The organism is Deltaproteobacteria bacterium (assembly GCA_019308905.1).
Taxonomy (GTDB): domain Bacteria; phylum Desulfobacterota; class BSN033; order WVXP01; family WVXP01; genus JAFDHF01.
Genome location: JAFDHF010000062.1, coordinates 1 through 24745, shown reverse-complemented (window position 1 = coordinate 24745; position 24745 = coordinate 1). Strand labels below are relative to the sequence as shown.

Genomic DNA, 24745 nt, shown 5'->3' with positions numbered 1-24745 from the left:
AGTACGCCGAGAAGTACCTTGAGACTTACGCCAACACTCGCTGCAAGTATTCGACTCTCGTTGGTTACGAGAGCAACCTCAGGTGCCACCTGCTTCCGGTTTTTCAGCACAAAAGATTGGACGAGATAACAAGGGCAGAGATCAAGGAGTTCATCGCTGACAAGGCTAAGACCCTCAGCACAAAAAGCGTGCAGAATTTGGTCTGCCTGATCAGCGGCATTATGGCCAATGCCTTGGAGGATGAGATCATCAAAGCGAATCCGGCGGCCAGAATGGGTAAGCACCTACCCAAAAGGGACAGGAGGCACAAGATCAACCCGTTGAGCCGAGAGGAGGCGCAATTGTTTCTCGGGAAGATCAAGGAGCACTATCCCGCTTACTATCCGTTCTTCTTGACAGCCCTGAGAACGGGTCTGAGGCTGGGAGAGCTCCTGGGCCTCCAATGGGGAGACGTTGATTTCAATGGGCGTTTTCTCGAGGTCAGAAGGAACCTGGTGAAGGGAAGGATCACGACACCCAAGAACCACGAGCTTCGACGGGTGGATATGTCGGGGCAACTGGCCGACGTGTTGAAGCGTCTGAAGACTCAGAGAAAAATACAGGCGATCAAAAAGGGATGGGGAGAGGTCCCGCCCTGGGTTTTTGTCGGTGAAAATGGGCAGCCCCTCGACCCTGACAATCTGAGGCACAGGGTCTTTCTCAAGGCCCTTGAGAAAGCGGGGCTACGGCATTTCCGACTCCATGACTTGCGGCACAGCTATGCGACCCTGAGACTTAGCAAGGGCGATGATATAGCGGACGTGTCGCACCAGCTTGGCCATAGCTCGGTCAAGATAACATGGGACGTCTATTATCACTGGATGCCGGGCAAGAAAAAATCGGAAGTGGACGCCCTGGACGACCAGACCGATCAGCACCCACCTGCACCCTATACGCACCCTGCACGAAAAAAGGACTCAGCCGAATCAGCTAAGTCCTTGAAATCCTTGGTAGCGGGGGGAGGATTTGAACCTCCGACCTTTGGGTTATGAGCCCAACGAGCTACCGGACTGCTCCACCCCGCGTCAACAAAAAAAGTTAAACACATTCCGGTGGCAGTGTCAAGAGTACAGGCCCGCCATTGGCCTTCATGGATTCCCCAGAAATCAAACGGGCCTCTCCAGGGGCTGGTCCAGCCCCGGACAGCTTGACAAGGCTCGAAAAGAATGAGAGAAACAGGCACATGTTGTGGCCTCATCGCCGGATGTCCGTTGTTTCCCGGTACGTCGCCAGGGAATTCATGGTCGTCTTCCTTCTTTCTATCGGAGCCTTCAACGTTGTCTATCTGGTGATAGACTTCTTCCAGTCGGTAACAAAGCTACTGGAATACAAGGCGCCCCTGGGACTCGCCCTGGAGTACTACCTGATGAAGGTCCCGGTGATCACCTTCCAGACCATACCCCTCGCCGTGCTGCTTTCCACCCTTGTCACCCTGGGAATCCTGTCGCGCCACATGGAGATCACCGCGTTGAAGGCCAACGGGATCAGCCTCTTTCGCATCACGCGACCGATCTTCTTCCTCTCCCTGGTGATTGCCTGTCTCACCTTTGTCGGCAATGAGTACCTGGCTCCTTACGCCTGCCAGAGGGCCGAATACATCATGGATACGGAGGCCCCGGGGATCGACCAGAAGGTCTCTTTCAAGAATCTCAACATCTGGTACAGGCAGGACTCTGAAATCTACAATTTTCAGGCCTTCGATCCAAAATACAACAGCCTCAAAGGGGTCACCATCTATCGGTTTGACAAGAACTTCCGGCTTGTGCAAAGAGTGGATGCCCATGACGCGGTCTGGAACAAACACGGGTGGACCTTCAACAACGTGATCATCCGAAAGTTCCGCGCAAACCAGTCCACAACCATCGAACGCTACCCCAAAATGGATTTCCCCATGGACATAACCCCCGCAAGCCTGAGAAAAGTGGAAAAGGACACAGAGGCGATGGGATACGGGGAGTTGAAGCGCTACGTTGCCCGCCTCGAGAAAGCCGGGTACGATGCGACCAAGTACCTCGTGGATCTGCAAATCAAGATCTCGTTCCCCTTTATCAATTTGATCATGGTGCTCATCGGCATCCCCTTTGCTCTGAGAACCGGAAGGACCGGTGGCTTTGCCGCAGGCATCGGGATCAGCCTCGCCATAGGCTTCATCTATTGGATCCTGATATCCGTTTCCAGGGCCTTTGGACACTCGGGAATTCTCCCTCCCTTGCTCTCTGCTTGGGTTCCCCATCTCCTTTTCGGTGGAGCCGGTCTGGTCGCTTTCCTGAGCGTCCGCCAGTAGGAACTCAACCCGCGGATTCGACGCATCCCTCGGCCGGTGTGTCTGATTGGTCGTCCAGGCATCTCCACCCGCGGCGAATATTACTCGGCCCGGGTGAGTTCTGAAAAGGAGAGCCCTGTCATGTACAACAGATAAGACGGTATGAGGGGAAGAACGCAGGGACTTACAAATGAGAGAAATCCGGCCAAGAAGGCGATCAAGAGGCCGAGGCTCCTGGTGTCAGCGGTGAGAAACCCCTCGCCGCCTGAAGGAATCATCATGTTCAGGTACATGTTGAGCATCATGAAGCGGTCGGTGACGAAAAGCACCCCGATCAGAATCAACAAGCAGCCACTCCCGATGGTGACGACTCTGAGGTATCTCTTGAACCAATCGAAATAGAGGAGAAAGGTGTTGATGGCGAGGGAGGCCAGGAAAAAGGGAAGGCCGAGCCCGAGAGAATACATGACCAGAAGAACCACCCCCTCCTTGAGATGTTTTGCCGTACCCGCATAGAGAAGGATGGTTGAAAGAATCGGCCCGATGCAGGGAGTCCAGCCTGCCGCAAAGACGATACCGATGATGATAGAGCCCACATAGCCGAGCGGCTTCTGGGTGAGCACGAATTTCTTTTCCATCTCCAGATAAGGAATCCGGACAAGCCCCGTAAAGTGGATACCGAGGAGGATGATTATGATTCCCCCTATCCTCATGATCCACGATTGATAGTTGGCCAGGAGACTGCCGAAATAGGTGGCCGTTGCCCCAAGGCTCACGAAGACCACCGAAAACCCGAGGATGAACATCAGGGAGTGGGTCACCGTTACTCGGCGGATATGAGCACTTCGCGTTTCCATCACGCTCTACTTATGCCAGATGCGAGAAAGAATTTCAACCCAAAGGACCCGAGAAGTTTCCCCGCTCTCAGAAACCCGGAAACGGAAGGGCCCACATGGCCGAGAAATCCCCTCGAATTCCACATGAAAATACCGGCCGCCCCCGGCTCCCGCTTGTTTGACAGGGTTCTGCAAAAATGGTAGTCTCCTCCACTGACAGTGAACAGGAGGCACGAGATATCTCTTCCCATGACATCCCCTCAGCCCAGACTCCTGATCGATAGAAAGACGATAGCCGAGATGGTTCTGGACCTGGCCAAGAGGATATCCCAGGACTACCGGGGGGAAGATCTGGTCCTTGTGTGCGTCCTTAAGGGTGCCTTTGTCTTTCTTTCGGATCTGATCCGGGCTTTGGATATACCAGTTGAAATCGACTTTGTTCGACTGGCTAGCTACGGATCGAAGCAGGTCTCCTCGGGGAATGTGAGAATCACCAAGGACATTGAAATCCCCATCGAGGACAAGCATGTTCTCATTGTCGAGGACATAGTCGATACAGGCCACACCCTGGCCCACCTGATAGAGAGACTCTCGCCCCGGCATCCCCGTTCGGTGAAGATCTGTACTCTTCTCGATAAGGAGGCCCGGAGGGAGGCCGACATAAGAGTCGACTACGGCGGGTTCAAAATAGAAGACCGCTTCGTCGTGGGCTACGGCCTCGACTTCGATGAGAAGTACAGGAGCCTGCCAGACATCTGCTACTTAGAGGAGCCGGAACCTTGAGAATCCTTGTTTCCCTCTGCCTTGCCCTTGTCCTGCTTCTTCCTGCAGCAGGTCTTCCCGGCCACAGCCGGGAGAAGGCTGCGGTCAGGCTTCTCGAGGACACCCGGTTCTTCCCCGTTCTGGCTGACCATATCGAAAAGGCGACCCGGGAGATCGTCGTTTCTATGTTCCTATTCAAGACAAAGCCGGGCCCCCCGAATCGCGCCAACTCGATTCTCGAGGACCTCATAATTGCGCGTAAGAGGGGGGTGAGAGTCTCCGTGCTGTTGGAGAGAACGGCCAGGGATAAGGATTCCCTGAATCGGGTGAATCTGGTCACCTCCAGGCGGCTGCGGCAGCACGGGATCCATGTCGTCCTCGATTCTCCTGAGAGAACCACACATACCAAGACTATCGTCATCGACAGGAGATTCGTCTTTATAGGTAGTCATAACCTCACCCAGAGCGCTCTCTCATACAACCACGAACTCTCGGTCCTGATCGACGACCCGGCTCTGGCAGAAGAGGTGATAAGGTATGTCAAGAGAATTACGGCCGAATGCCCGAATTGATCCGGGTCGGTCCGGGGGATTATGGGGCTGGGTGAGATTTCCAGGTCTTTGGAGGTTCCCGGCAGGAGAATGGGTATGAGGAGAAGACGCTTCCTGCCCCTGGTTGTCTCTGCGGTGCTCCTCGCCCTCTCTGCGGCGGGCTGTGCACCGAGGAAAAAGGTACCACACATGCCTCCTGTCGCCCCGCCTCCTGGTGCCAGAAAAGCCATGCCTCTGGCCATGGCCAAGGAGGCCGACGGGCTCTTCGCTCAGGAGAAGTTCCGGGAAGCGGCTGAGCTGTATGAGCGGGTAATTCAGAATTTTCCCCAGAGCCCGATCCTGAACGAGATCCGCTGGCGTCTGGCCCTCTGCTACCATCGTCTGGGCGATGCTGCACGAACCGAGCGAACCTTGAGGGATCTGGTGGGTCTCGATCTGCCAGTACCCAGAAAGGTGAAGGTTCTCTCCCTCATGGCTGAAAGCCATCGCGATTTGAAGAGACCCCTGGAAGCACTGAGGTGGTATCTTGCGGCTCTCAGGACCGCCGAGGCAGACCAACTCAAGGCAGAGGTCCGGGGGAGAATCCGAAAACTCCTGTCGGAAGATACTACGGAAACCGAACTCAGAGAGGTCTCTTATATATACCCCCGCACCTACCCCGCGGGGTACGCCAAATTCCTCCTCGCCCAGCGTCTCTTTAGGGCAGGAAGGATCGAGTCCAGCCGAAAACTGCTCTCCGAGGTTCTCCGCTTTTATGGCGAGGAGGATTTTTCCCCGGAGGTCGAGGCTTTTCTCGGAGAGCTCGAACAGTTCGTTCCGGATCAGTATGTCCTGGGGTGCATCCTCCCTCTAAGCGGGCGAGGAGCTTCCCTCTCCGGCGAACCCTCTCTGCGGGGACTCGAGCTTGCCGTTCACGCCTTTGAACCCGATTACAATGATCTCAATCTCCGCCTCGTTATCAAGGATTCCCGCGCCTCCCCTGGAAGGGCGGCAGAAGCCGTGGAGGAGCTTGTACGGGAGGAAGGTGTTCTCGCCATCATAGGTCCCCTTTTCCGCGGTACCTCCGAGGCTGCGGCGGCCAAGGCCCAGGAGCTCAGGGTTCCTCTTATAACGCTGACCACAAAAGAAGATATAGCCCAACAGGGTGACTTCATTTTCAGGAACGGCCTGTCCTACACCCTCCAGATCCGGCTGCTGGTGACCTATGCCATGGAGGGTCAGGGATTGCGGCGGTTTGCTGTCTTCTACCCGGAAGACGGTTACGGCAAGGCGCTGAGCAGCCTTTTCATCGACGAGGTCTACCGCCAGGGAGGAGAGGTGGTGGCCCTGGAGAGCTATCAGGATACCCAGATGGATTTCGGCCGTGAGATCAAGCGGATGGTCAAGATCGAAGAAAAGGAGTCCACCGGAAGGGGGCAACAGACATACTACCGTCCCGTAATCCAATTCGACGCCATTTTCATACCCGATCAGGCGGATCGAATCGCCCTGATCGCTCCCCAGTTGGCTTTCTACAACGTCTACGGCGTGACGCTTCTCGGGACAAACGCGTGGCACAACCAGGAGTTGCTGGAAAAGGCTGGCAGATTCATTCAAGGAGCGCTACTGGTGGACGGTTTCTTCGGAGAAAGCCAGTCTCCTGGTGTGGTCGATTTTGTGGACCGATACCGGGGAACATTCTCAGAAGATCCAACCATTCTGGCTGCTCAGGCTTATGACGCCGCAGCAATCGTCATAAGCCTCCTGGAGGACCACCCCATTCTCTCCAGGGAGGCGATGCGGGACGAACTCCTTCAGGCCCGAAATTTCTCCGGGGTCTCCGGTTTCAGGGGGTTTGACGCCACGGGGAATGCCAAGAAGAGTCCCTTCCTTCTCACGGTCCAGGGAAATGCCTTTAATGAGGTGCCATCACATCTAGTGGAGGAGATCGGCCAGGACTAGACCGGCCGCCAATCCGAGCGATGATCTCTAGAAGAGGAACCGAGGTAAGGCCCTTCATGGTCATGGAGGTCATGGAAAAGGCCGAAGAGATGGAGAGGAACGGGAGGGAGGTGATCCATCTCGAGGTGGGGGAACCGGATTTTGATACCCCACAGTGTATCAAGGAGGCCTGCTTGCTGGCCATGAGGGAGGGGAAAACCCATTACACGGGGAGCCTCGGTCTTGTAGAACTGAGGGAAGCCATCTCGAGTCATTACCGGCAGCGTCACGGTGTGGAGGTCTCCCCGGATCAGATCGTCGTGACATCGGGGACCTCGCCGGCCATGCTTCTTGTCTTTTCCGTCCTCCTGGAGCGAGGGAGGGAGGCCATCATTCCAAATCCCTACTACCCATGCTATCCCAATATTCTCCGCTTCGTCGATGCCACGCCCGTCCCGGTCGATGTCTTCGAGACAGAGGGCTTCCAATACCGGTTGGACAGGGTTCGAGCCGCAATGACCGGGGAAACCAGAGCCATTGTGATCAACTCGCCTTCCAATCCTACAGGCCATGTCATGAGTCCTGAAGGGATGGCCGAGTTGTGCCGATTGGGACCCCATATCGTCTCCGACGAGATCTATCATGGGCTGGTGTATGAGGGGGAGGACCATACGATTCTTGAGTTCACTGACAGGGCCTTTGTGATCAACGGGTTCTCGAAGCTCTATGCCATGACCGGCTGGCGCCTCGGATATGTCATCGCTCCCAAACCGTTTGTCCGACCCCTGCAGAAACTCCAACAAAACCTCTTCATCTCGGCCAACTCGATGGCCCAGTGGAGTGCCATCGCGGCGCTGAAACACGCAGAAGCCGACGTCGGGGCCATGGTCCTAAGGTACAACAAGAGGCGGATTCACATCCTGAAAAGGCTGAAGGAGCTGGGGTTCGGCATTGCCACGGAGCCCACAGGTGCCTTCTATGTCCTTGCCAACGCGAGGAAATTTACCAGGAATTCCTATGAGTTCGCCTTTGACATGCTTGAAAAGGCCGGTGTGGGAGTCGCCCCCGGGATCGATTTCGGAAGCAACGCCGAGGGATATCTCCGCTTCTGCTACGCCAATTCCATGGAGAAGATCGAACAGGCCATGGAGCGAATCGGTACCTACCTGGAAAGAACCTGCAAGACTCAGGGGTGAGGGGCTGCCGTCCGCGACTATCGGCAGACCGACCGGGGGACGCCGCTGTTGTTCCCTTCTTCACGAATCCTTTTGCTCAACAGGTGGGCCTGCCGGAGGGGTTCCGGTATCCTGTACCGTCCGGTTGTCTCGAGGACCAGCCTCACCGCTCCCTCAAGATCTATGCGAAAACCAGGGGAGACGTAGACGGGCTTGATCCCGGTGCGGGTTCTCACTACAGCCCCCACGGTTCTCCCCTCCCAAGCCAAAAGCTCAAAATCTCCCCTTCCAGGCCCCACCTCACCGTGGAATCCCAGAAGTCTCTTCTTCGCACACCCGACAGAAGGAGAACCGAGCAGAAGCCCCAGGTGGGAGGCAAGCCCTACCCCTCTGGGATGGGCGATCCCCTGGCCATCGAAAATCCATACATCCGGAGGCTGATGGATTCGTCTGGCCACTTCCAGCAGGATGGGACATTCCCGGAAACCGAGAAGACCTGGAATGTAGGGGAAGGCGACTCGCCCCGTCTCCCAGGCCTGATCCACCAGGACAAGGTCGGGAAAGGAAAGGACAACCATGGCACCGAAGAGCCGGTCCTCTCCTCTGGCATAGGAGACATCAGCCCCGCCCACCCACCGGATCCTTCCAGCCATAGGGGCCAGGCAGATCCGATCCTTCAGGCCTTCCTGAATGGCAGATGCCTCCCGGGGGGTCACGTTCCAGGAGTGAAGGATCTCTGGTTCCATGGACTGCCGGTACTGCCGGGCAAGGGGGCGACCCCGGGACACCTCTGGATACCCCCGAGGTCAGCCCTTTCTCTGGCCGAGGGGAGCACCCCCTCTCACGGGCTCGAATATCGATGCCTGAAGGGTCATGTCCAGGTAGGGTTCCCCCTTTCTTTTGACAATATTGAGTCTCCTGATTCGAATCGGCTGGGAGGACTGCTCGACCTGGTAGAGATATTCAACCAACTCTTTGAGGGTGAGACCCTCGAGCTTCATCTCCACAGAGGATTCCTGGTACTTCTCGTTCCCAGGCATGACAAGGGGCTTCATGTAGGCGATCTGCTTCTTGATACCCTTCTTGACGGCGAGATTCTCCAGGAAAGAAAGAAGAGAGAAACCCGGCGCTGACCGCACCATCTTCTCAAGGGCTTCGGCCTTCTCTTTCAAACTGAGATATTCCGCCTGGAGAGCCAAGACCTCTGCCAACTCTTCGGTCTTCCTGGCGATCCTCCGGTCGAGCCGCTCCATGGCGCTCATGTATGGAGAGACGACCAGAAGGTAGGCGAGGAGAGCGACGATAGAGACCCCTCCCGCAAGAATGGTCCTTCTCTCTCTCGGGTTGACTCTGATCATCTCTTCTCCCCCAGTGGGGATGGAAGTGATATGGAAAGCCTGAAATCCACCTTGTTGTCCTTTACGTTCACCTTGGCGTTGGAGAGGGATATCTTCTCGAAGAGACCGAATCCCTGGAGTGCTTTCACGATCCTGTCCACGGACTCAAAGGAGTCGGTCCGGCCACTGAGGCGGATCTTCTCCGCGTCAAAGGAAAAGGTGTCGATCTCCACGTCGACCCCCGCCGGAGCCTTCTCGGTAACCCCCCGGATCAGGTCGAGTGCGGTGGCGGGCAATCCTCCCAGGGAAAGAAGAGCCCGGGACTCCTTACGAAGCTCCAGGGTCTTGCTCCTCATGTACTGACTCCCCCCCCGAATCTGTTTCATGCCGGGAAAGGTCTCCCTGAAAACCCTTTCAATCTCGCTTTTCAATTCCAAGTAACGCTGCTTCTTTACCATATACCTGTTGAGGCCATCGTATGCGAAGAGGGCAAGAATAAGAGCGAGAAAGATCCCCACGTAGACCATCTTCCCCTTCATCCCCTTGATCTCGCTCCGAAAGGCGAACTCGTCCTTCAGAAAATTCACCTGAGAGAACCTGCCGTCAGCGGCTGCACGCAGGCCCAAACCGTAAGCTTGAGCCATGAGGCCCATGTTCTGGGGATCCACCACCCCCTTTAATGAAGAAACAGGGGGAAGAGGGGCCGCCGGAACGCTCATCTTTTCGGAGACATAGTCCGAGAGGTTCGCCAGCCGGGCCGTTCCGCCGCAGAGGAAGACGTGACTCACCTGCTTCTGGGTCTCCGCCTCGAAGGCATAGAACGTGCGCCCTATCTCCTGGAGCAGCTGAGCGATGATCGACTCCACGGCAGAGCAGAGCCGCCTCTGTTCATGACTCGAAGGGACCCTGTCCTTCACGGGCAGAAAGGCCTCGGCCCGTTTCAGCCCTTCGGCTTCCTCCTCCGACATGCCAAACTCTCCCTCAATGGCACGATTGATAGCCCTACCCCCGATAGGAATGGAACGGCCGAATCCGAAAGACCGGCCGTCCACGACGCAGACCGATGTCTTGGAGGCTCCGATATCGACGATGGCGTAGCACCCTTCGGCCCCCTCGAGCCCACCCTGGGAGAGATTGAAGAGAGCCATGAAATCCATATCCACGATCCTGGGCTTGACACCTCCCATGGCAAGGGCCGCCAGAGTCTCTCTCAGAAGGTCTTTCCGCACAGCACCAGCCAGAACCCTCGTCTTGCCTCCCTCCTGCCCCAGGATGTGATGAGAGATCACCACCTCCTCGAGAGCAAAGGGGATATGCCCTTCAACCTCGAAGGGAATCACCCTGACGATCTTCCTGCGGTCAGTAAAGGGAAGGGTGATGATTCTGGTAGACAAGACGAGTCCCGGCAGAGAGACGACGACCCAATCACTCTTCAATCTGTTTACCGAGAAGAGCCTCTCCACTGCCCCGGCCACACGCTCTTCGTAAGCCAGGGATTCGTCAGGCTCTATGGCCTCGTGGAAAAACCCGGCTACCTCAAAGCCTCTCCAACCTTGGCGCAACACCACAGCCTTGATCGAGTCGGCCCCCATATCGAGGCCGATGGCCTGCGGGCTCATGACTCAACGCCACCTTTCAAAGACCTTTCCACGCGGACAGAAGCCCCCCTGCCCACACCCAGCTTGCTGCAGGCACTCCTCCTCTTCATGGAAATCTCCAGAAACCCTGAGCTCCCGAAGATGCCAAAGACCTCATCTTCCTCCCCCTCCTCGTAGCTCTCGCGGAGACCCGCCACCCGCTCGCTCCCTATCCAGATCCTCTTGTCACCCCCACCGACAAAGGACTTGAAAGCATCCTCTGAGATGTTGGTGACAAGGTTCCCGAAACGATCGACATGGATCACCTCTCCCCAGACGGCATCGCCCCTGACACGGGGACGAGGAATCCTCATGACTACCCCTCTTTGCACGGGTGGGCCCAAGGCGTCAACAGCCACTCCCAGAGAGAGAAAGGCAGCGGCAGGGGCAAAGATGTCCCTGCCGTGGAAAGTCCGGCTGACAGAGGGCGCCATGAACCTCGGGTTCTCAAGAGCCACTGTCCGGAGAACGGTCTCCCTCTCGTAGACGATGCTAAATATGCCGTTGTCGGGACCTACGTAGTAACCCCGCGAGGTTTCAACGACTATTGGCCTCCTCTGGCTGCCCACTCCCGGATCCACCACGGCAACGTGGATCGTACCGGAAGGGAACCAGCCCGACGCATCGGCCAACACGAGGGCGCCCGCCGTTATGTCGTGGGGCTCGATCTCGTGACTGATATCCACCAGAACAGCCCTGGGATTGATCCCGAGAATCACTCCCTTCATGGCTCCCACGTAACCATCCTGGTAACCAAAATCGGTTAGGAGGGTAATAATGCGACTCACGACACCCGGCTCATCAAGGCTCTGATGGTTCTCTCAAAGGGCTCCCTCAGGATGTCTGTTTCCGTGATGATTCCATCAACGTATCGACAGGGGGTGACATCAAAGGCGGGATTGAACACCTCTACACCGCTGGGAGCAATGGGTTGATGAAATATTTCGGTGATCTCCTCAGGGGCCCGTTCCTCAATAGGAATCTGGCTTCCCTCCGGGAGGTTTACATCTATCGTCGAAACCGGCGCCGCCACGTAGAAGGGGATCCCATGGACATGCGCCAGAGTTGCGAGACTGTAAGTACCTATCTTGTTGGCCACATCGCCATTGCCTGCAATGCGATCCGCTCCGACCAGGACAAGATCGATCAGGCCCTTCTGCATAACACAGCCTGCCATGCTATCCGTGATGAGGGTTACGGGAATCCCGTCGTGGCTCAGTTCCCATGCGGTAAGGCGAGCTCCCTGGAGGCGCGGTCGAGTCTCGTCTACAAAAACCCTAACTCTCTTACCCTCTGCAACGGCCGCCCTGATCACTCCCAAGGCCGTGCCGTATCCTGCTGTCGCCAGGGCCCCTGCATTGCAATGGGTCAACACGGTGTCCCCGTCTTTGATCACAACTCTTCCCACCTGCCCGATCAGCCTGTTGGTCTCCACGTCCTCCCTCAGTATGGCGAGGGCCTCGTCTTCCAACCGCCTGACGGCCTCATCGATCCCCTCAGGCCTTGGGGAATGCAAAATCCGCTCCATCCGACCGATGGCCCAGAAGAGGTTGATAGCCGTGGGCCTCGCTCCACCCATGGTCTTACAGAGTCCCTTGAATCGACGGAGAAAGCCCTCCATCTCACGGGCCCTGATCTGCCTCGCCCCCAGGGCCAGACCCAGTGCCGCAACCACCCCGATAGCCGGCGCCCCGCGGACGGTCATATTCCGGATAGCTTCCACCACCGCGTCAAAATTCCAACATTCCACGTAGACCTGCTCCCGGGGGAGCCTCCTCTGATCAAGCAGAACCACATGATCTTCTTTCCATTCAATGGTGCGAAAAGACATGGGACCGGTGCTTTCCTCTCTTTTCCCTATCCTGTAAGCTTCTTCTTTAGAATTTCGTTCACGAGCCGCGGATTTGCCTTGCCCTGGGTCTCCTTCATCACCTGGCCCACAAGGAAACCGAAGACCTTCTCCTTGCCCTTCCTGTATGCCTGAACAAGGTCGGGGTTTGCCTCCAAAACCCGCCCGATAGTCTCCTCGATCACCCCGGGATCCGTGACCTGGACAAGCCCCTTTTCCCTGACCACACGGGAGGCGTCCTTCCCGGTCAGGTACATCTCCTCAAAGACCGCCTTGGCGATCTTTCCGCTTATGGTCCCATCCCCTATCAACCGAAGCAGTTCTCCAAGGAGGGAGGGAGTCACGGGGGAGTCCCCGACCTCCCGGTTGTCCCTGTTGAGCAACCCGAGAAGTTCGCCCATGACCCAGTTGCTCACCGTTTTGGGCTCTGGGAATTCAGCCACACAGGCCTCGTAGTAATCGGCAAGGGCCTTGGAACTGGTCAGGACTCCGGCATCATACTCCGGGATCTCATACTGCCTGACAAAACGCCTTCTTTTTTCCACGGGAAGTTCGGGAAGTCCTTTCCGGATCTCCTCTACCCACTGGCCGTCGATCACCAGGGGCAAGAGATCCGGGTCAGGGAAATACCGGTAGTCCTGGGCCTCCTCCTTGCCCCTCATGGCCACGGTGATCGAACGATGGGGGTCCCACAGCCGGGTCTCCTGGACCACTTGCTCGCCTGCCTCACACAACTCGATCTGACGTTCTATCTCGTAATCCAGCGCCTTCTCCACGTGACGAAAGGAGTTCATGTTCTTCAGCTCCGTCCGAACCCCGAATGCCTCCTGCCCGCGAGGCCGGACAGACACGTTGGCGTCACAGCGAAGGCTCCCCTCCTCCATCTTCCCGTCGCATATCTCCAGGTACTGGACGATGCTGCTAAGGGTCCTCAGATAGTCGCCCGCTTCACGGGCGGTACGGATGTCCGGAGCGCTCACTATTTCGATCAGGGGAACTCCCGTCCTGTTGAAATCGACAAGACTCCCCTGGCCCGCCCCCGTGGATTCCTCCTGATGGATGAGTTTCCCCGCATCCTCTTCCAGATGGACCCGGATGATGCCGACTCTCCTGGTCTCTCCATCCGCGAAAACCTCCACATAGCCCTTTTCGGCCAGGGGCATCTCATACTGGGATATCTGGTAACCCTTGGGCAGGTCAGGATAGAAATAGTTCTTCCTTGCAAAAAGACTCCTTCTGGCAATGGTGCAATGCGTGGCCAGCCCCATCCTGATGGCGAACTCAACGGCCTTACGGTTCACCACTGGAAGCGAACCGGGAAGGCCCATGCAGACCGGACACGTGTGGGAGTTAGGCTCTGCACCGAAGGCCGTGGCACAGGAGCAGAAGATCTTCGATTCGGTAAGCAGTTGGGCATGAACCTCGAGCCCGATGACAGCCTCATACTCCATGAAGGAGTCTCCTGGGTTTGAGTTTCCAAGATTAATTACTCCAAACTCCGGGGTCTTGTCAAACCATCCACTCCTTGACAAAGCCGGGCTTGTTCATTACCTTGGGATCGTATCCTACAGGAGGAGAAGGTGCGCCATGCGAAAAACCCTGCTCAGTCTAGCCCTTGCTCTGATACTTTGCCATCCTCCCCTTGTTCACGGAGGCCGGGAATCTTCAAAACCACGGAAAGTCGAACTGACCCTGAGAAAGGCGATTCTTCTGGCCCTGTCGAACAACATAGACATCAAGATCGAGCGGCTCCGGCCCCAGGTCGCCCAGACCGACGTGGAGGCCCAGGAATCCGTCTTCGATCCCGCAGTCACCGCAGATGTCTCCCAAAGCGCTTCGCGTCGGCAAACCGACGTTGCGGTATTCCTCACAGGGTCAGCCGAACCGTTCCAGAACAGCGTCAACATAGGAGCAGGAATCGGCAAGAAGCTGTCCACGGGTGCCAAGGCTGAACTGAGGTTCGGGAACGATCGTCTCAACTCCAACTCTTTTCTTCAGCGGTTCAACCCCTCATGGGACAATGAATTGAGCCTGTCGGTGGCCCAGCCCCTGCTCAGAGACTTCGGCCGAGAGTTCAATCTGGCACCGATTAAGATCGCCAAAAACAACAAGCATATCTCGGACATACAGTTCAGGAAACGGGTGATCGATATAGTCACCGAGGTCAAGGAGGCCTACTGGGACCTCGTCCGTGCCATTGAGCTCCTCCGTGTGAGCAAGCAATCCGTCCAGCTCGCCCGGGATCTCCTGGAGATCAACAAGGCGAAAGTGGCCGTGGGCCAGCTGGCCCCTATCGACATGATCGAGGCCGAGGCAGGAGTCGCGGCAAGAGAGGAGGCGGTCATCCTCGCCGAAGACAGGATCGGCGACGCGGAAGACCGCCTGAAGAGTCTCCTCAACCCCAACGGAGGGCTTCCACTGCTATCTCTCTCGGTGACCCCCGTGGACCGGCCAAAGGAGACGGCCGTACGGCTCTCCCTCGCCCGTGAGATCGAGACAGCCCTCAAGAACAGGCCCGACTACCTCCAGGCCAAGACAGAACTGGAGAACCGCCTCGTGACCGTCAAACTCGCCAAAAACCAGATCCTGCCCCGGGTGGATGTGGTGGCCACTGCAGGGGTCAGCGGCCTTGCCGGGACTTATCAGGAGGCCATAGACGAGATGGACGGTGATTTCTACGACCTCCGTATCGGTCTCCGGTTCGAATATCCCTTGGGCAACAGGGCTGCGAGAAGCCGACTTCTCCGTCGTGAGCTGGAACAACAGGAAGTGGAACTCAGACTGGAAAACCTCAGGAAGGATATTGCTCTCCAGGTTAGGGAGGCAATCAGACAGGTGGAGACCGATTTCAAGAGAATCAAGACGACCCGTGTTGCCCGGCGATTGGCCGAGAAGAAGCTGGAGGCCCAACAGGCTAAACACGATGTGGGGATCGCCACCACAAAGGACGTATTGGATTTTCAAGTCGACCTCGCCTTCGCTCAAAGCCGGGAGCTGGAAGCCATCATCGATTACAACAAATCCCTAGACAGGTTCTATCAGTTGTTGGGTACCACTCTGAAGGTGAACGGTATCAGGGCAGAGATGCTGGAGAGGGATTAGGATGCCCGGAGAGACCGACGCCGGAGTGTTTCAGGAGTTCATGGAGGGGCGTACCTCCGTCTTGGCAGAGGTTCGTTTTTTGAAATCGATTCACAACCGGGGATTCAGGAAGGTGGGCGAGGTTCTGGAGAAGGCCTGGATCGATCCAACCCGTTGTGGGAGAGGCAATCTCCGACTCTTCTCGGTCAGCGGAAGGGCGGATCGCCGTTTCGTTGTCCGCCACTACACTCACGGCGGTATACTCCGCCGTGTTCTTGGAGATCGTTTTCTCCAGAAGTCCAGGCCCTTCGTGGAGACGATTACGACCGAGAAAATCCGAACCCTCGGCATTCCCACCGCCCGCGTGGTAGCTGCCCTCACCTACCCCAGCCGGGGGCCCTTCTACCGTGGCGAGTTGATCACGGAGGAGATCCCGGGAGCATTGGACCTGGTCTCTCTTCTCTCGAATATGAGGAGAGCCCCTTTCCAGAAGCGGGCCGGCCTCTGGCGTGAGGCAGTGAAGCGGGCCGGCCGCGCGGTGCGACTCATGCACGACCGGGGAGTCTATCATGGCGACCTCAACCTGAAAAACATTCTGGTCCGAAACCCATACGGCTCCTGCCCGGAGATCTATATCATCGACTTCGATCGCTCCAAGATCCAGGACTCCCTCTCCACAGAAGAGAGGATGAAGAACCTCCTCCGCCTGGACCGATCAGCGGAAAAGTGGAAGACAAGGGGCATTCCCATCAGTAATTCGGACAAGGCGCGTTTCTTCCGGGCCTATGCGAAAGGAGACCCAGACCTGCTCCGTGCCATGAGGCGTCATCTGAAAAAGGCACGGCTCCTCCGCTACTGGTACCGCTTGGGCTGGGCGGCAGACCGCCTTTTCAACCCTTCAACCCCGTCTTCTCTCGATACCTAGGACCCGGCCTTCCAGGCTCCGGTCTTGACCAGACAGACTCCCGCAAGGCGGATTCCTATGCCGGCCTACTTACACAGCCCGCCGCCTCTTGGGAATCGAGATGCCGAACTTCTTGATCTTGTAGTTGATGACCCGGCCACTGATACCGAGCATCTGTGCAGCATCCTTTTGGACCCAGTTGCACTTCTTCAAGGCTTCGACAACAAGCCGCCTTTCGTGCTCCTTTAGCACCGTCTCCTGTGAGGGACCGGCATCCTGAGGCTTCATCTCGAGGGGTCTCCGGAAGTCCGTAAGAATCAGGTCTGTATGCGTCAAATGATCCTCCCTCGCCATCACAACCGCCGCCTCGATGACGTTTCGCAGTTCCCGGACGTTCCCCGGCCAGTGGTAGTCGAGAAACATGGCCATCACATCCCGATCTATGGCCACAACGGATTTCCCCATCTTCTTTGAGAACTCCCTCAGGAACTGGTTCGCCAAAAGGGGTATATCCTCCCGGCGCTCCCTCAGGGGAGGCATCAGGATGTTGAGAACGCTGAGGCGGTAGAAGAGGTCCTCACGGAATTTACCCTGGCCCACCATCTCCCTCAGGTTCCTGTTGGTCGCGCCTATGACCCGGCAATCCACCTTCTTGACCCGCACGTCCCCCACCGGTTTGATCTCCTGTTCTTCCAGGACCCTGAGCAGGCGGGTCTGCATCTCACTGCTGATGTTGCTGATCTCATCGAGGAAGATGGTACCCTGATGGGCCACCTCAAAGAGCCCCTTCTTCGTCGAATTTGCACTGGTGAATGCACCCTTGACGTGTCCGAAGAGTTCACTTTCAAGGAGGCTCTGCGGAGTCGCCCCGCAGTCGACCGTTACAAACTTCTCGTCCCTCCTCCGTCCCTCGTAGTGAATGATCTTGGCCGCGAGTTCCTTGCCCGTGCCGCTCTCTCCCTCAATCAAAACCGTCGAATCGCTCCGTATGATCCTTTCAAGCATGCTCACAAGGGTTTTCATCTTTGGACTCTTGGCACACAGAGAATTCAGACTGTACTCCCCCGCTATGCGCTGTCTCAGCTCCTTGACCTCTGTAGCCAGCCGTGTCTTTTCGAGGGCCCGCTCTACTCGAAAGAGGAGTTCCCTGCTATCAAAAGGCTTGGTCAGGTAGTCAAAGGCCCCGTCCTTCATGGCGGAAACCGCTCCGTCTATGGTCCCGTAAGCCGTCAGCATGATGGTCTGGACATTTCCATTCAGGGCCTGAACCCGCTTCATCAACTCCAACCCGCTCATGTCCGGCATCTTTACGTCCGTGATCATCACGTCGTAATGGTTCCCCCTCCATCTCTTAAGGGCTTCGGGGCCACTGTACGCCACCTCTACGTCAAAATCCTGAGACTGGAGCCGGGCTCTAACGACCTGGACAATGTTTCTGTCATCGTCCACTACAAGAATTCGCGCTCGCGCCATGGAACCTCTCCTTGTGGACTCAACTGAGACCCATCCGTTTTTTCTTTATCTCTCTATGAATCTCTTCCAATTTCCTAAGTTTCATCTCGAGGTTTTTGACCTCTTTATCCCTCAACCGAATCGATTTTTTCAAGGCCCGGATTTCTTCTTTCATCTCTGAAAGCCGCTTCTTCTGTCTCCTAGCGAGCCGAGCCATCTCCTGGGCCTGAGACACCGCCGAATTCATCTTGAGGCGAATCGCCTCGTTCTCCCTCTCCAGAGCCCTCAGGGTGGATAGGATATCTGAGAGACCCGCCGCGACATAACCGGAAATCCGGCCGAAATCGCCTTCGGGAAACTCCTGGCTTCCACGGAGCAGCACGTTCTGCCCCCGATTCCACCGGTCTTTGTCGTTCTTGTCAAGAAGGATAGTCAATCCGGAAAGGAACAGCGCCTTTTGACGGAGCGCCGGACGCTTGGATTCTGCATAAATCCAGTCAAAAAGCGTTCGAGAGGAGAAGAGATTGCCCTTGTTCAGTTCCTCCTCCGCCAACTCCATCTGCCGCTTCAACCGATGCTCCTTCTCGCCCTCCGTGATCGCTCTGTTGACCTCGACACACCCCTGGCCCGATATCGTGAGACCCAAGAAAACCAGAAGGATCTCCGTCAGCCGCAACAGGGTCCTTCCTCCAAGAATCCCTCTCCTTCCTTCCTCCATTTCGCGCCCCCCTCACTCCTGAACCGGCAGAGTAAAATAGAAAGAGGTCCCCTGTCCTGCCGCACTGGTAAACCAGATGCTGCCGCCATGGGCCTCTACGATCCGCTTGGAAATACTCAGTCCCAAGCCGCTTCCCTTCCTACCCTTTCCCTTCCCGCTCCTGGCCTGATAGAACTTATCGAATATGTATCTCTTCTCCTCTTCTCCGATTCCCTCTCCATTGTCCCGCACCATGACCCTCACGAACTTCCCCCTACTCTTCATCTCTCCCCCATGGACCGCTCCGTCCACCCCTTTTTCGTTCGAGACCTCTGCCACGATCCCGATCTCGCCCCCCTCGGGGGTAAACTTGATTGCATTGTCGATGAGATTCGTGAGAACCTGATCCACCCGAATCCCATCGGCTGCAACCATAGGCAGGTCAGGCGCCACGACTACGTCGGTTTTGATCTTCTTATCTACAAGCAGGGGCCCGAGCTTCTTCAAGTTGCTATCGATAATCTCACCTATGTCTATGGGAAACTTTTCGATCGGCAGCCGGCCCGCCTCGAGACGGGAGAGATCGAGCAGCTCGTTCACAAAACCGATCATCCGCTCGACCTCTTGACTGATTATGGAAAGAAATTCCCTCTGCTTGTCGCTGATCTCCCCCAAGACCTCGTCTTTCAGGAGGCTAACCGCTTCCCTCATAATGCTCAGAGGAGTTCGAAGCTCGTGGGAGAGAAGAGAGATGAAATCAGATTTCATTTCGTCGAGTTCTTTGAGCCTGGTCGCCATTTCATTGAAGCTCCGCGCCAGGCTTCCAAGCTCGTCCTGGGTATGAACCGGAACCTTGTAGTCGAATTCACCCTTCGAAACATGATCGGTCGCCTTCTCAAGCAACTGCACGGGCCGGCTTATCGTCTGCCTCAAATAGAAGTAGCTGAGCACCCCTATCAGGATGGACAGGCTGGAGATGAAGAGCGCCAACTTTCCTGCAATTGCCCCCTTGGCTTCCAGTTTCGATAGGCTGGCGTCGATGTTTTCCTCGTTCACCACGAGTACCCGGTCAATCGTCGAAATTATCTCATTGGCAATATCCTCGTTGAGATTGGAGACCGAAGCGAGCTTCTTCACCCCTTCCTCTCCTCCCACCGAAATGGCATTCTCGACTATATACCGGTAAGTTCCAAAAAGCCCGCTGGTTCTTTCTATCTGATCAGCCACCTGGGGCTCCTTGATCAGTCCCTTAAGACTCTTCAAGGTCGCTTCGAACTCTCCTGCGGCTTCCATGAACACCTTCTTGTATTCGTCTTCCTGGAGAACGATAAACTTCTTCTCGCTCTCTTCCATGGACAAAACCAGCTCCTGGAGTTTCTTTGCCCGGGACCTGATCGTGTTGTTCCTGAAAACCACGGTCTTGGAAATCTGATTCAGCTGATAGATCGTAATGATCGAGAAGACACTAACAACCAGAACCATCAGGATGACGATGGAACTGCTGATGAGCATCCTCTTTGGAATGGTAAGTCCCATCTCTGTCCCAAGAGGAAAACGGAGGGAGTAGGTTCGTCGACAGAATTGTAAGTCACGGGGGCCCGGCTGTCGAGCCCCCATTCTTCACAGCCTGGAGGCCCCAGCGCAGTTCGCCCCGCGCGGATTCTCCAACAACGCCTGAGTAACTTAAGACAAGCTTACGATTTTGTCAAATCGGAAACAACCCTCGCTCGGCTATCCTAAGAAGAACCCCTCTCTCCGTGGGTGTCATCCAGGGAGGCTCCAGAGTCTCATCAGGCAGGTCAAAGAAAATCTGGCTCCGGGTAGGAGAGGCGGAGAACTACGTCCAATCCGTTTGTCTTACCGGTTTCGGTCTCTTTGAAAGTCGCTTGCCAGAATCGAAACAAAACACCCCCCTCCCCCACCACCCTCAGGTTGCCGGAAGGGGTCATCCTGGTCTTCATCCGAATAGGCGATCGCGGAGACCTCCCTGGAGAAACCACTCTCATTTCCCGCCTTGTCGTAAGCCGTTATGGTGACAAAGTATCTGGTCCCGTCCAGGAGGTTCTCCAGGCGAAAGCTGTTCGTCTTCCCCGCGTCGAGGCAGCCTGCGTACTGCCCGGACGAAGTCCCGTAATAGACCCTGTAGCCCGCAAGGTCCGGTTCCTCGTTGGGGCTCCAAGCCAGATCGAGATGAGCTGCACCTGCTGTGAATGGGGAAAGCAAGAAGAAAATAATCGTCAGAATCCTTCTCATCTCTGCCCCTTGGATGGTCAAGCCGACTCTCCGCTCAGAACCGAAGAGAAAGCAAAGGGGATACCGGAAGGAATCCACCGACAAGAGAGATTCTCACCCTAAGAGATTCGGTTGTGATTGCCAGAACTTACCGAACACTCCTCCCTTTGTAAACAGACTGCTCCAACACGTGAGAAGAGCAGTCGATTTCATAAATGGAAAAAAGGACTTACATAAATGTAGCAACGACCATCGGGCCCCGTGCCGGTCTCCGCTGATTTCGGCCGGCCCGTGCAAGAAAGCCACACGAGTCCTCACCCCGTACAGGCCCAACCCTTCAAGGCGCTCTGCCGAAAGGACATCGACCCGCCCCACATCACAGATATCCGAGATCTTCCAGATGCCTTCGAATGATCTCCTCCTCATCCGGCGAGTAGTCCTTGCCCTGAGGCTGCGGTCCGGGAACCTTGCCGGAGCTGATCCGGCTGGCCTCTCCCAGGATGGACCGGCCTACCATGTCGGAAGGAACCGGGATTCCGAAGAAATCCAAAATAGTCGGAGCCACATCATATAGGGAGAGACCATCGAGCCTCTTACGCGCTGCAAGGGGAGTCGCCTTCCTGCTCGCCGAATCTCCCCGGAAAACAAAGATCCCTTCCTGGGCATGATTCGCATCATCTGGCCCCGTATCGTTCTCGTAGAGATAGATTTTCTTGTGGCCGACGGTACCTGCCCCCCTCCAACTCAGATCCCCGAAACATACGAGCAGGTCCGGAGGGATGTTTTCCACCGAGCGATAGATCTCCTCAGGCCTCAAGACCCGGACCCTATCGGGTCCCGACTCGTTGCCTTCCAGGGATTCCATCTCTCCCTTAAGCTGATCCCGAAACCTATCTAAATCCTCCTGGGGAAGGATTCCTTGGGGCTCCCTACCCTTGACGTTCAGAAAGATTCGCGAGTAGTATCCCCCCTCACCCCATGCCAGTGTCCGCTGCCAGTCTATCATATCCTCGGTCAGGCGGGTGGGGCTGTCCGGTTCCACCTTCAGTCGCAGATAGCCTTGCCTGATCAACCACTCGTTGATGCAGACGGCGCCGTCCATCCTTTTCGCACCATGATCCGAGACAACCATGACGGCCACATCTGATTCCACACCTGCGAGCAGGTCTCCTATCTGCCGGTCTATCTCTTGGTAATAGCGCTTAATGACATTTCTGTAAGGACTCCCAGGGTCATAGAGACGGTGCTCTTTGTCCTGAAATCGCCAGAAGCCGTGATGAATCCGGTCGATCCCCATTTCAACAAACATGAAGAAATCCCACGGATTGTGCTCCAGGTAGTGCCTTACAACCTTGAATCGCCTCCGAGTCATCAGATAGATCTCATCCAGCAACGCCCCCTTGTCCTGCCTCCGGAAATTCCTGACATCGAACATATAGTCGCCATCAGCTATCCTGTCCAACTCGGCCTTGACCTCGGCAGGGTAGGTGTATTGAACCGATTTGTCGGGAGCGAGGAAGGAGGCAACCATTATCCCCCTCAGGGGTTTTGGCGGAAACGTCTGGGGGATGCCGATCAGGATCGATGTGAGACCCGCATCGTCGAGATACTCCCAGACCATCCTCTCTCTGATATGGGTGGAATTGGGAATGTAGAGGTTTCCGTACCTGTAACTCTTCCGGTTCCTGAAACCGTAAATTCCCAACTGTCCGGGATCCTTGCTGGAGAGCATACAGATCCAGGCAGGAACCGTGATGGGGGGAATGGTACTCGTCAGTACACCGTAGGTTCCCTCCTCCATCAGCCTGTCCAGGACGGGAAGATCACGCGGCCACTCATCAAAAACGTACTGGGGAGTGGCGCAGTCGAGTCCTATGACCAGTAGTCTCGCCATTATTGAGACCTTCCCCGCGTGTCTCCCACCTGGCACAGGGCGGAGACACCAGAGCCCTTTGTTCTGTCTACGTCAGGGCTTCCTGATAATACCTTTCTCCTCGAGATAACACATTACCCTCTCTGCGCTCTCCTCTACACGCTCCCTGTCGGTGTGAAGGATGATCTCAGGATCTTCAGGCTCCTCATAAGGGGCTGACACCCCCGTGAATTCAGCGATCTCACCGGATCTGGCCTTCCTGTAGAGACCCTTGACGTCCCGCCTTTCGCACGTCTCAAGATCGCAACAGCAGAAGATCTCCACAAACTCGCCCCGTCTTGCCAATCCCCGGGCTGCTCTCCTGTCCGCCCGATAGGGTGATATGAAGGCCACAAGGGTGATCACCCCCGCCTCCCTGAAGAGCTTCGCCACCTCCCCGATTCTCCGGATGTTTTCTCTCCTGTCATCAGGGGAAAAGCCGAGGTCCCTGTTGAGACCCTGCCGGATATTGTCGCCGTCCAGCACGTAGGAAAGATGGCCTCTCTCAAAAAGCCTTTTCTGGACCTCATTCGCCAGGGTGGACTTCCCAGAGCATGACAGTCCGGTAAACCAAAGGGTCACCCCCTTTTGGCCGATGAGCCGCTCACGGTCGCTTTTGCCCACCGTGGCGTCTTGCCAGGTAACGTAATCACTCTTGGGCTTTCCCATCTTCACTTCCTTTTCCATCGCATCAACCGAATCCGCTCCCACACCGTTAGTAGCCTCTATACCACAGAACCAGAGGGAAAAAGAAGGCGCCAACCCCGTTTGCCGTCATATCAAGGACATCCGCCTCTCGCCACGGGAGAAAGTACTGGAGGGTTTCATTGCAGAGGCCGTAAGCAAAGGAGCTGGCAAAGGCCAGGGCCAAGGCACGACTTCTCGCCACACCCGCCTCTTTCAAGGCCATGTAGATCAGACAGGCCAGAACCCCATAGGCCAGCATGTGGAGCAACTTGTCTCCAGAGGAGAAACCTGGCGTCCTTATGTCGATCTCGCACAGGGAGAGATAGAATATCACCGCCATTGAGATCAAAGACAAAGCCAGGTAAATGTTGATTTTCGACCTGCCCAACTTCTCGGACCTCGTCTTGCAGATCTCGCCGCTCCGTAGCGGTAAAAAGACATTTTCTCCCTTGCAGATCGATCATGATACCCCCTTTTAGGCAAATGGACAAGCCGGAGGGTCTGGCAGCCGGAATTCCGTATGTGATCCGTCTATCTTCTGCAGGAAGAAGGGAGAAAAAGAGAGGCCTTGCTTCGATTTCTATTCTCCACGCCCCATGCGTCATACCATACTATCGGCGGAGTCGAGGGCAAAGGCATCTCTTGTAGGCACACGTGAAGGGAAAAACCCGGGTTTTTTTCGACCGAGAAGGATCAGAAACCCAGGGCAGTGGAGATGAAGCATCCCCTCAACTCTCCCCTGTCCGACCTCGGACCCAGAAGCTCTTCCCCGACCGCTGCCGCGGAAGTCCCGAGGACCGACGGATCCTCTATCATTCCATTGGCGAGCCCATCGTCGTCTCCGCTACCACCGTCGACAAGGGTGAGAGTCACCCTGTCCCGGGATGGATCGAACAGGGCGTAGTCGTTGTAGTCATACCACCCGGTGAGGGTGCTGTGCTTGTACCATCCGTACCCTTCAGGAATCGGAGCTGACAGATAGAAGGTGATCACCATGGTGCCACCCGTCGAATCCGCCCTAAGTTTCAGGTCTATCAGGCCGTAGATCATGTCCGCCGGTCTGTTTCTCGTGTCGGTGATGGTGGAAGGATCTCTAGGGTACAGGGCCACGCAGTTACCTCCGCTTTCAACCTTGATACCGAAAGGATCGCCCTTTGATGAGAAGGTCGTAATCACATCCTCTGGAAATCCGGTGATGCCGTTGTCCTCCACCGCTACAGAAGCTGTGTCACTGCTCTGAAGCCCACCCCTGTCGGTGACTCTGATCCGGAATGACAGGACAGTCCCTCCCCGATCAACCGGTGGAGTGACAAATGTGGGCCTGGCCGTGGCAGGGTCCGAGAGAGTGACCGGAGTCCCGCCTATCTGTTCCCACAGATACGAGGCTATCCCGTCGTCCGAATCCGAGGAG

23 protein-coding genes, 1 tRNA gene and 1 pseudogene are annotated in these 24745 nt (G+C 56.2%); 9 read left to right on the top strand and 16 right to left on the bottom strand.

What is annotated here, in order from left to right; all coding sequences use genetic code 11:
• Together JRJ26_16620 and JRJ26_16615 are read left to right on the top strand one after the other, a co-directional pair.
• Positions 1-161: pseudogene (locus tag JRJ26_16620) on the top strand (hypothetical protein).
• A 60-nt stretch (positions 162-221) separates the two neighbouring features.
• Positions 222-1031 carry a site-specific integrase gene (locus JRJ26_16615; GenBank protein MBW2059113.1) on the top strand — a complete coding sequence of 270 codons (810 nt, stop codon included), beginning with the start codon at positions 222-224 and terminating at the stop codon, positions 1029-1031.
• Here JRJ26_16615 and JRJ26_16610 read toward each other — a convergent pair.
• Positions 988-1064 (bottom strand) — tRNA-Met (locus tag JRJ26_16610). The two genes, JRJ26_16615 and JRJ26_16610, sit on opposite strands and share 44 nt — an antisense overlap.
• Positions 1065-1222: 158 nt before the next feature.
• On the opposite strand from JRJ26_16610, the gene lptG reads away from it, so the two are divergent.
• A complete protein-coding gene (gene lptG / locus JRJ26_16605) occupies positions 1223-2323 on the top strand; it encodes an LPS export ABC transporter permease LptG (GenBank protein ID MBW2059112.1) in 1101 nt (366 codons plus the stop codon).
• A gap of 80 nt (positions 2324-2403) precedes the next feature.
• Here lptG and JRJ26_16600 read toward each other — a convergent pair whose 3' ends face one another.
• Positions 2404-3159 carry a cytochrome c biogenesis protein CcdA gene (locus tag JRJ26_16600; GenBank protein ID MBW2059111.1) on the bottom strand — a complete coding sequence of 252 codons (756 nt, stop codon included), beginning with the start codon at positions 3157-3159 and terminating at the stop codon, positions 2404-2406.
• 228 nt (positions 3160-3387) lie between these two features.
• On the opposite strand from JRJ26_16600, the gene hpt reads away from it, so the two are divergent.
• From hpt to JRJ26_16580, 4 genes are all read left to right on the top strand, one after another.
• A complete protein-coding gene (gene hpt, locus JRJ26_16595; protein ID MBW2059110.1) occupies positions 3388-3921 on the top strand; it encodes a hypoxanthine phosphoribosyltransferase in 534 nt (177 codons plus the stop codon).
• Entirely contained in the window at positions 3918-4472 is a 555-nt protein-coding gene (locus tag JRJ26_16590) for a phospholipase (protein MBW2059109.1), read from the top strand. The genes hpt and JRJ26_16590 overlap by 4 nt, the downstream gene beginning before the upstream one ends.
• 75 nt (positions 4473-4547) lie before the next feature.
• Positions 4548-6392: a penicillin-binding protein activator gene (locus tag JRJ26_16585; GenBank protein MBW2059108.1), complete on the top strand. Its 1845-nt coding sequence runs from the start codon at positions 4548-4550 to the stop codon at positions 6390-6392.
• 20 nt (positions 6393-6412) lie between these two features.
• Positions 6413-7567: a pyridoxal phosphate-dependent aminotransferase gene (locus tag JRJ26_16580; GenBank protein ID MBW2059107.1), complete on the top strand. Its 1155-nt coding sequence runs from the start codon at positions 6413-6415 to the stop codon at positions 7565-7567.
• 17 nt (positions 7568-7584) lie between these two features.
• Here JRJ26_16580 and JRJ26_16575 read toward each other — a convergent pair whose 3' ends face one another.
• Genes JRJ26_16575 through gatB form a run of 6 tightly spaced genes read right to left on the bottom strand, consistent with a single transcriptional unit; the run spans position 7585 to position 13820 of the window.
• On the bottom strand, positions 7585-8292 hold the full coding sequence (locus JRJ26_16575; protein ID MBW2059106.1) for an endonuclease V: 708 nt from the start codon (positions 8290-8292) through the stop codon (positions 7585-7587).
• 60 nt (positions 8293-8352) lie between these two features.
• The gene (locus tag JRJ26_16570; GenBank protein MBW2059105.1) at positions 8353-8904 is read right to left on the bottom strand and encodes a type II secretion system protein M; all 552 of its coding nucleotides are present in this window, start codon (positions 8902-8904) and stop codon (positions 8353-8355) included.
• Positions 8901-10502: a type IV pilus assembly protein PilM gene (gene pilM, locus JRJ26_16565; GenBank protein ID MBW2059104.1), complete on the bottom strand. Its 1602-nt coding sequence runs from the start codon at positions 10500-10502 to the stop codon at positions 8901-8903. The genes JRJ26_16570 and pilM overlap by 4 nt, the downstream gene beginning before the upstream one ends.
• Entirely contained in the window at positions 10499-11308 is an 810-nt protein-coding gene (locus JRJ26_16560) for an SAM-dependent chlorinase/fluorinase (protein ID MBW2059103.1), read from the bottom strand. The genes pilM and JRJ26_16560 overlap by 4 nt, the downstream gene beginning before the upstream one ends.
• A complete protein-coding gene (mtnA, locus tag JRJ26_16555; protein MBW2059102.1) occupies positions 11305-12351 on the bottom strand; it encodes an S-methyl-5-thioribose-1-phosphate isomerase in 1047 nt (348 codons plus the stop codon). The genes JRJ26_16560 and mtnA overlap by 4 nt, the downstream gene beginning before the upstream one ends.
• A gap of 26 nt (positions 12352-12377) precedes the next feature.
• The gene (gatB, locus tag JRJ26_16550) at positions 12378-13820 is read right to left on the bottom strand and encodes an Asp-tRNA(Asn)/Glu-tRNA(Gln) amidotransferase subunit GatB (protein ID MBW2059101.1); all 1443 of its coding nucleotides are present in this window, start codon (positions 13818-13820) and stop codon (positions 12378-12380) included.
• 136 nt (positions 13821-13956) lie between these two features.
• Between gatB and JRJ26_16545 the strand changes: the two genes are divergently transcribed.
• Both JRJ26_16545 and JRJ26_16540 read left to right on the top strand, forming a co-directional pair.
• Positions 13957-15471: a TolC family protein gene (locus tag JRJ26_16545; GenBank protein MBW2059100.1), complete on the top strand. Its 1515-nt coding sequence runs from the start codon at positions 13957-13959 to the stop codon at positions 15469-15471.
• A gap of 1 nt (position 15472) precedes the next feature.
• The gene (locus JRJ26_16540; protein ID MBW2059099.1) at positions 15473-16375 is read left to right on the top strand and encodes a phosphotransferase; all 903 of its coding nucleotides are present in this window, start codon (positions 15473-15475) and stop codon (positions 16373-16375) included.
• 69 nt (positions 16376-16444) lie between these two features.
• Here the strand turns inward: JRJ26_16540 and JRJ26_16535 are convergent, their stop codons facing one another.
• The 8 genes from JRJ26_16535 to JRJ26_16500 all read right to left on the bottom strand — a co-directional run.
• Positions 16445-17827, bottom strand: coding sequence for a sigma-54-dependent Fis family transcriptional regulator (locus JRJ26_16535; protein ID MBW2059098.1), 1383 nt, complete (start codon positions 17825-17827; stop codon positions 16445-16447).
• 19 nt (positions 17828-17846) lie between these two features.
• On the bottom strand, positions 17847-18524 hold the full coding sequence (locus JRJ26_16530) for a hypothetical protein (GenBank protein MBW2059097.1): 678 nt from the start codon (positions 18522-18524) through the stop codon (positions 17847-17849).
• A gap of 12 nt (positions 18525-18536) precedes the next feature.
• Positions 18537-20039 (bottom strand): HAMP domain-containing protein, encoded by a 1503-nt coding sequence (locus JRJ26_16525; GenBank protein ID MBW2059096.1) that lies wholly within the window; start codon positions 20037-20039, stop codon positions 18537-18539.
• Positions 20040-20360: 321 nt separating this feature from the next.
• Positions 20361-20756 carry a fibronectin type III domain-containing protein gene (locus tag JRJ26_16520; protein ID MBW2059095.1) on the bottom strand — a complete coding sequence of 132 codons (396 nt, stop codon included), beginning with the start codon at positions 20754-20756 and terminating at the stop codon, positions 20361-20363.
• 355 nt (positions 20757-21111) lie between these two features.
• Positions 21112-22629 carry an alkaline phosphatase family protein gene (locus tag JRJ26_16515; protein ID MBW2059094.1) on the bottom strand — a complete coding sequence of 506 codons (1518 nt, stop codon included), beginning with the start codon at positions 22627-22629 and terminating at the stop codon, positions 21112-21114.
• A 72-nt stretch (positions 22630-22701) separates the two neighbouring features.
• Positions 22702-23316, bottom strand: a complete 615-nt coding sequence (gene cysC, locus JRJ26_16510; protein MBW2059093.1) for an adenylyl-sulfate kinase — start codon at positions 23314-23316, stop codon at positions 22702-22704.
• A gap of 46 nt (positions 23317-23362) precedes the next feature.
• Positions 23363-23722, bottom strand: a complete 360-nt coding sequence (locus JRJ26_16505; protein ID MBW2059092.1) for a VanZ family protein — start codon at positions 23720-23722, stop codon at positions 23363-23365.
• A 305-nt stretch (positions 23723-24027) separates the two neighbouring features.
• A partial coding sequence (locus JRJ26_16500; GenBank protein ID MBW2059091.1) for a hypothetical protein occupies positions 24028-24745 on the bottom strand: 718 nt, incomplete at its 5' end.

Excerpts from the sequence above, each read along its gene's own strand:
- JRJ26_16515 (MBW2059094.1), bottom strand. The coding sequence starts at position 22,629 with ATGGCGAGACTACTGGTCATAGGACTCGACTGCGCCACTCCCCAGTAC.
- hpt (MBW2059110.1), top strand. The coding sequence starts at position 3,388 with ATGACATCCCCTCAGCCCAGACTCCTGATCGATAGAAAGACGATAGCC.
- cysC (MBW2059093.1), bottom strand. The coding sequence starts at position 23,316 with ATGGGAAAGCCCAAGAGTGATTACGTTACCTGGCAAGACGCCACGGTG.
- gatB (MBW2059101.1), bottom strand. The coding sequence starts at position 13,820 with ATGGAGTATGAGGCTGTCATCGGGCTCGAGGTTCATGCCCAACTGCTT.
- JRJ26_16570 (MBW2059105.1), bottom strand. The coding sequence starts at position 8,904 with ATGATCAGAGTCAACCCGAGAGAGAGAAGGACCATTCTTGCGGGAGGG.
- JRJ26_16580 (MBW2059107.1), top strand. The coding sequence starts at position 6,413 with ATGATCTCTAGAAGAGGAACCGAGGTAAGGCCCTTCATGGTCATGGAG.
- JRJ26_16585 (MBW2059108.1), top strand. The coding sequence starts at position 4,548 with ATGAGGAGAAGACGCTTCCTGCCCCTGGTTGTCTCTGCGGTGCTCCTC.
- JRJ26_16615 (MBW2059113.1), top strand. The coding sequence starts at position 222 with ATGGCCAATGCCTTGGAGGATGAGATCATCAAAGCGAATCCGGCGGCC.
- JRJ26_16530 (MBW2059097.1), bottom strand. The coding sequence starts at position 18,524 with ATGGAGGAAGGAAGGAGAGGGATTCTTGGAGGAAGGACCCTGTTGCGG.
- JRJ26_16535 (MBW2059098.1), bottom strand. The coding sequence starts at position 17,827 with ATGGCGCGAGCGCGAATTCTTGTAGTGGACGATGACAGAAACATTGTC.
- JRJ26_16575 (MBW2059106.1), bottom strand. The coding sequence starts at position 8,292 with ATGGAACCAGAGATCCTTCACTCCTGGAACGTGACCCCCCGGGAGGCA.
- JRJ26_16525 (MBW2059096.1), bottom strand. The coding sequence starts at position 20,039 with ATGGGACTTACCATTCCAAAGAGGATGCTCATCAGCAGTTCCATCGTC.
- lptG (MBW2059112.1), top strand. The coding sequence starts at position 1,223 with ATGTTGTGGCCTCATCGCCGGATGTCCGTTGTTTCCCGGTACGTCGCC.
- pilM (MBW2059104.1), bottom strand. The coding sequence starts at position 10,502 with ATGAGCCCGCAGGCCATCGGCCTCGATATGGGGGCCGACTCGATCAAG.
- mtnA (MBW2059102.1), bottom strand. The coding sequence starts at position 12,351 with ATGTCTTTTCGCACCATTGAATGGAAAGAAGATCATGTGGTTCTGCTT.
- JRJ26_16520 (MBW2059095.1), bottom strand. The coding sequence starts at position 20,756 with ATGAGAAGGATTCTGACGATTATTTTCTTCTTGCTTTCCCCATTCACA.
- JRJ26_16600 (MBW2059111.1), bottom strand. The coding sequence starts at position 3,159 with ATGGAAACGCGAAGTGCTCATATCCGCCGAGTAACGGTGACCCACTCC.
- JRJ26_16540 (MBW2059099.1), top strand. The coding sequence starts at position 15,473 with ATGCCCGGAGAGACCGACGCCGGAGTGTTTCAGGAGTTCATGGAGGGG.
- JRJ26_16545 (MBW2059100.1), top strand. The coding sequence starts at position 13,957 with ATGCGAAAAACCCTGCTCAGTCTAGCCCTTGCTCTGATACTTTGCCAT.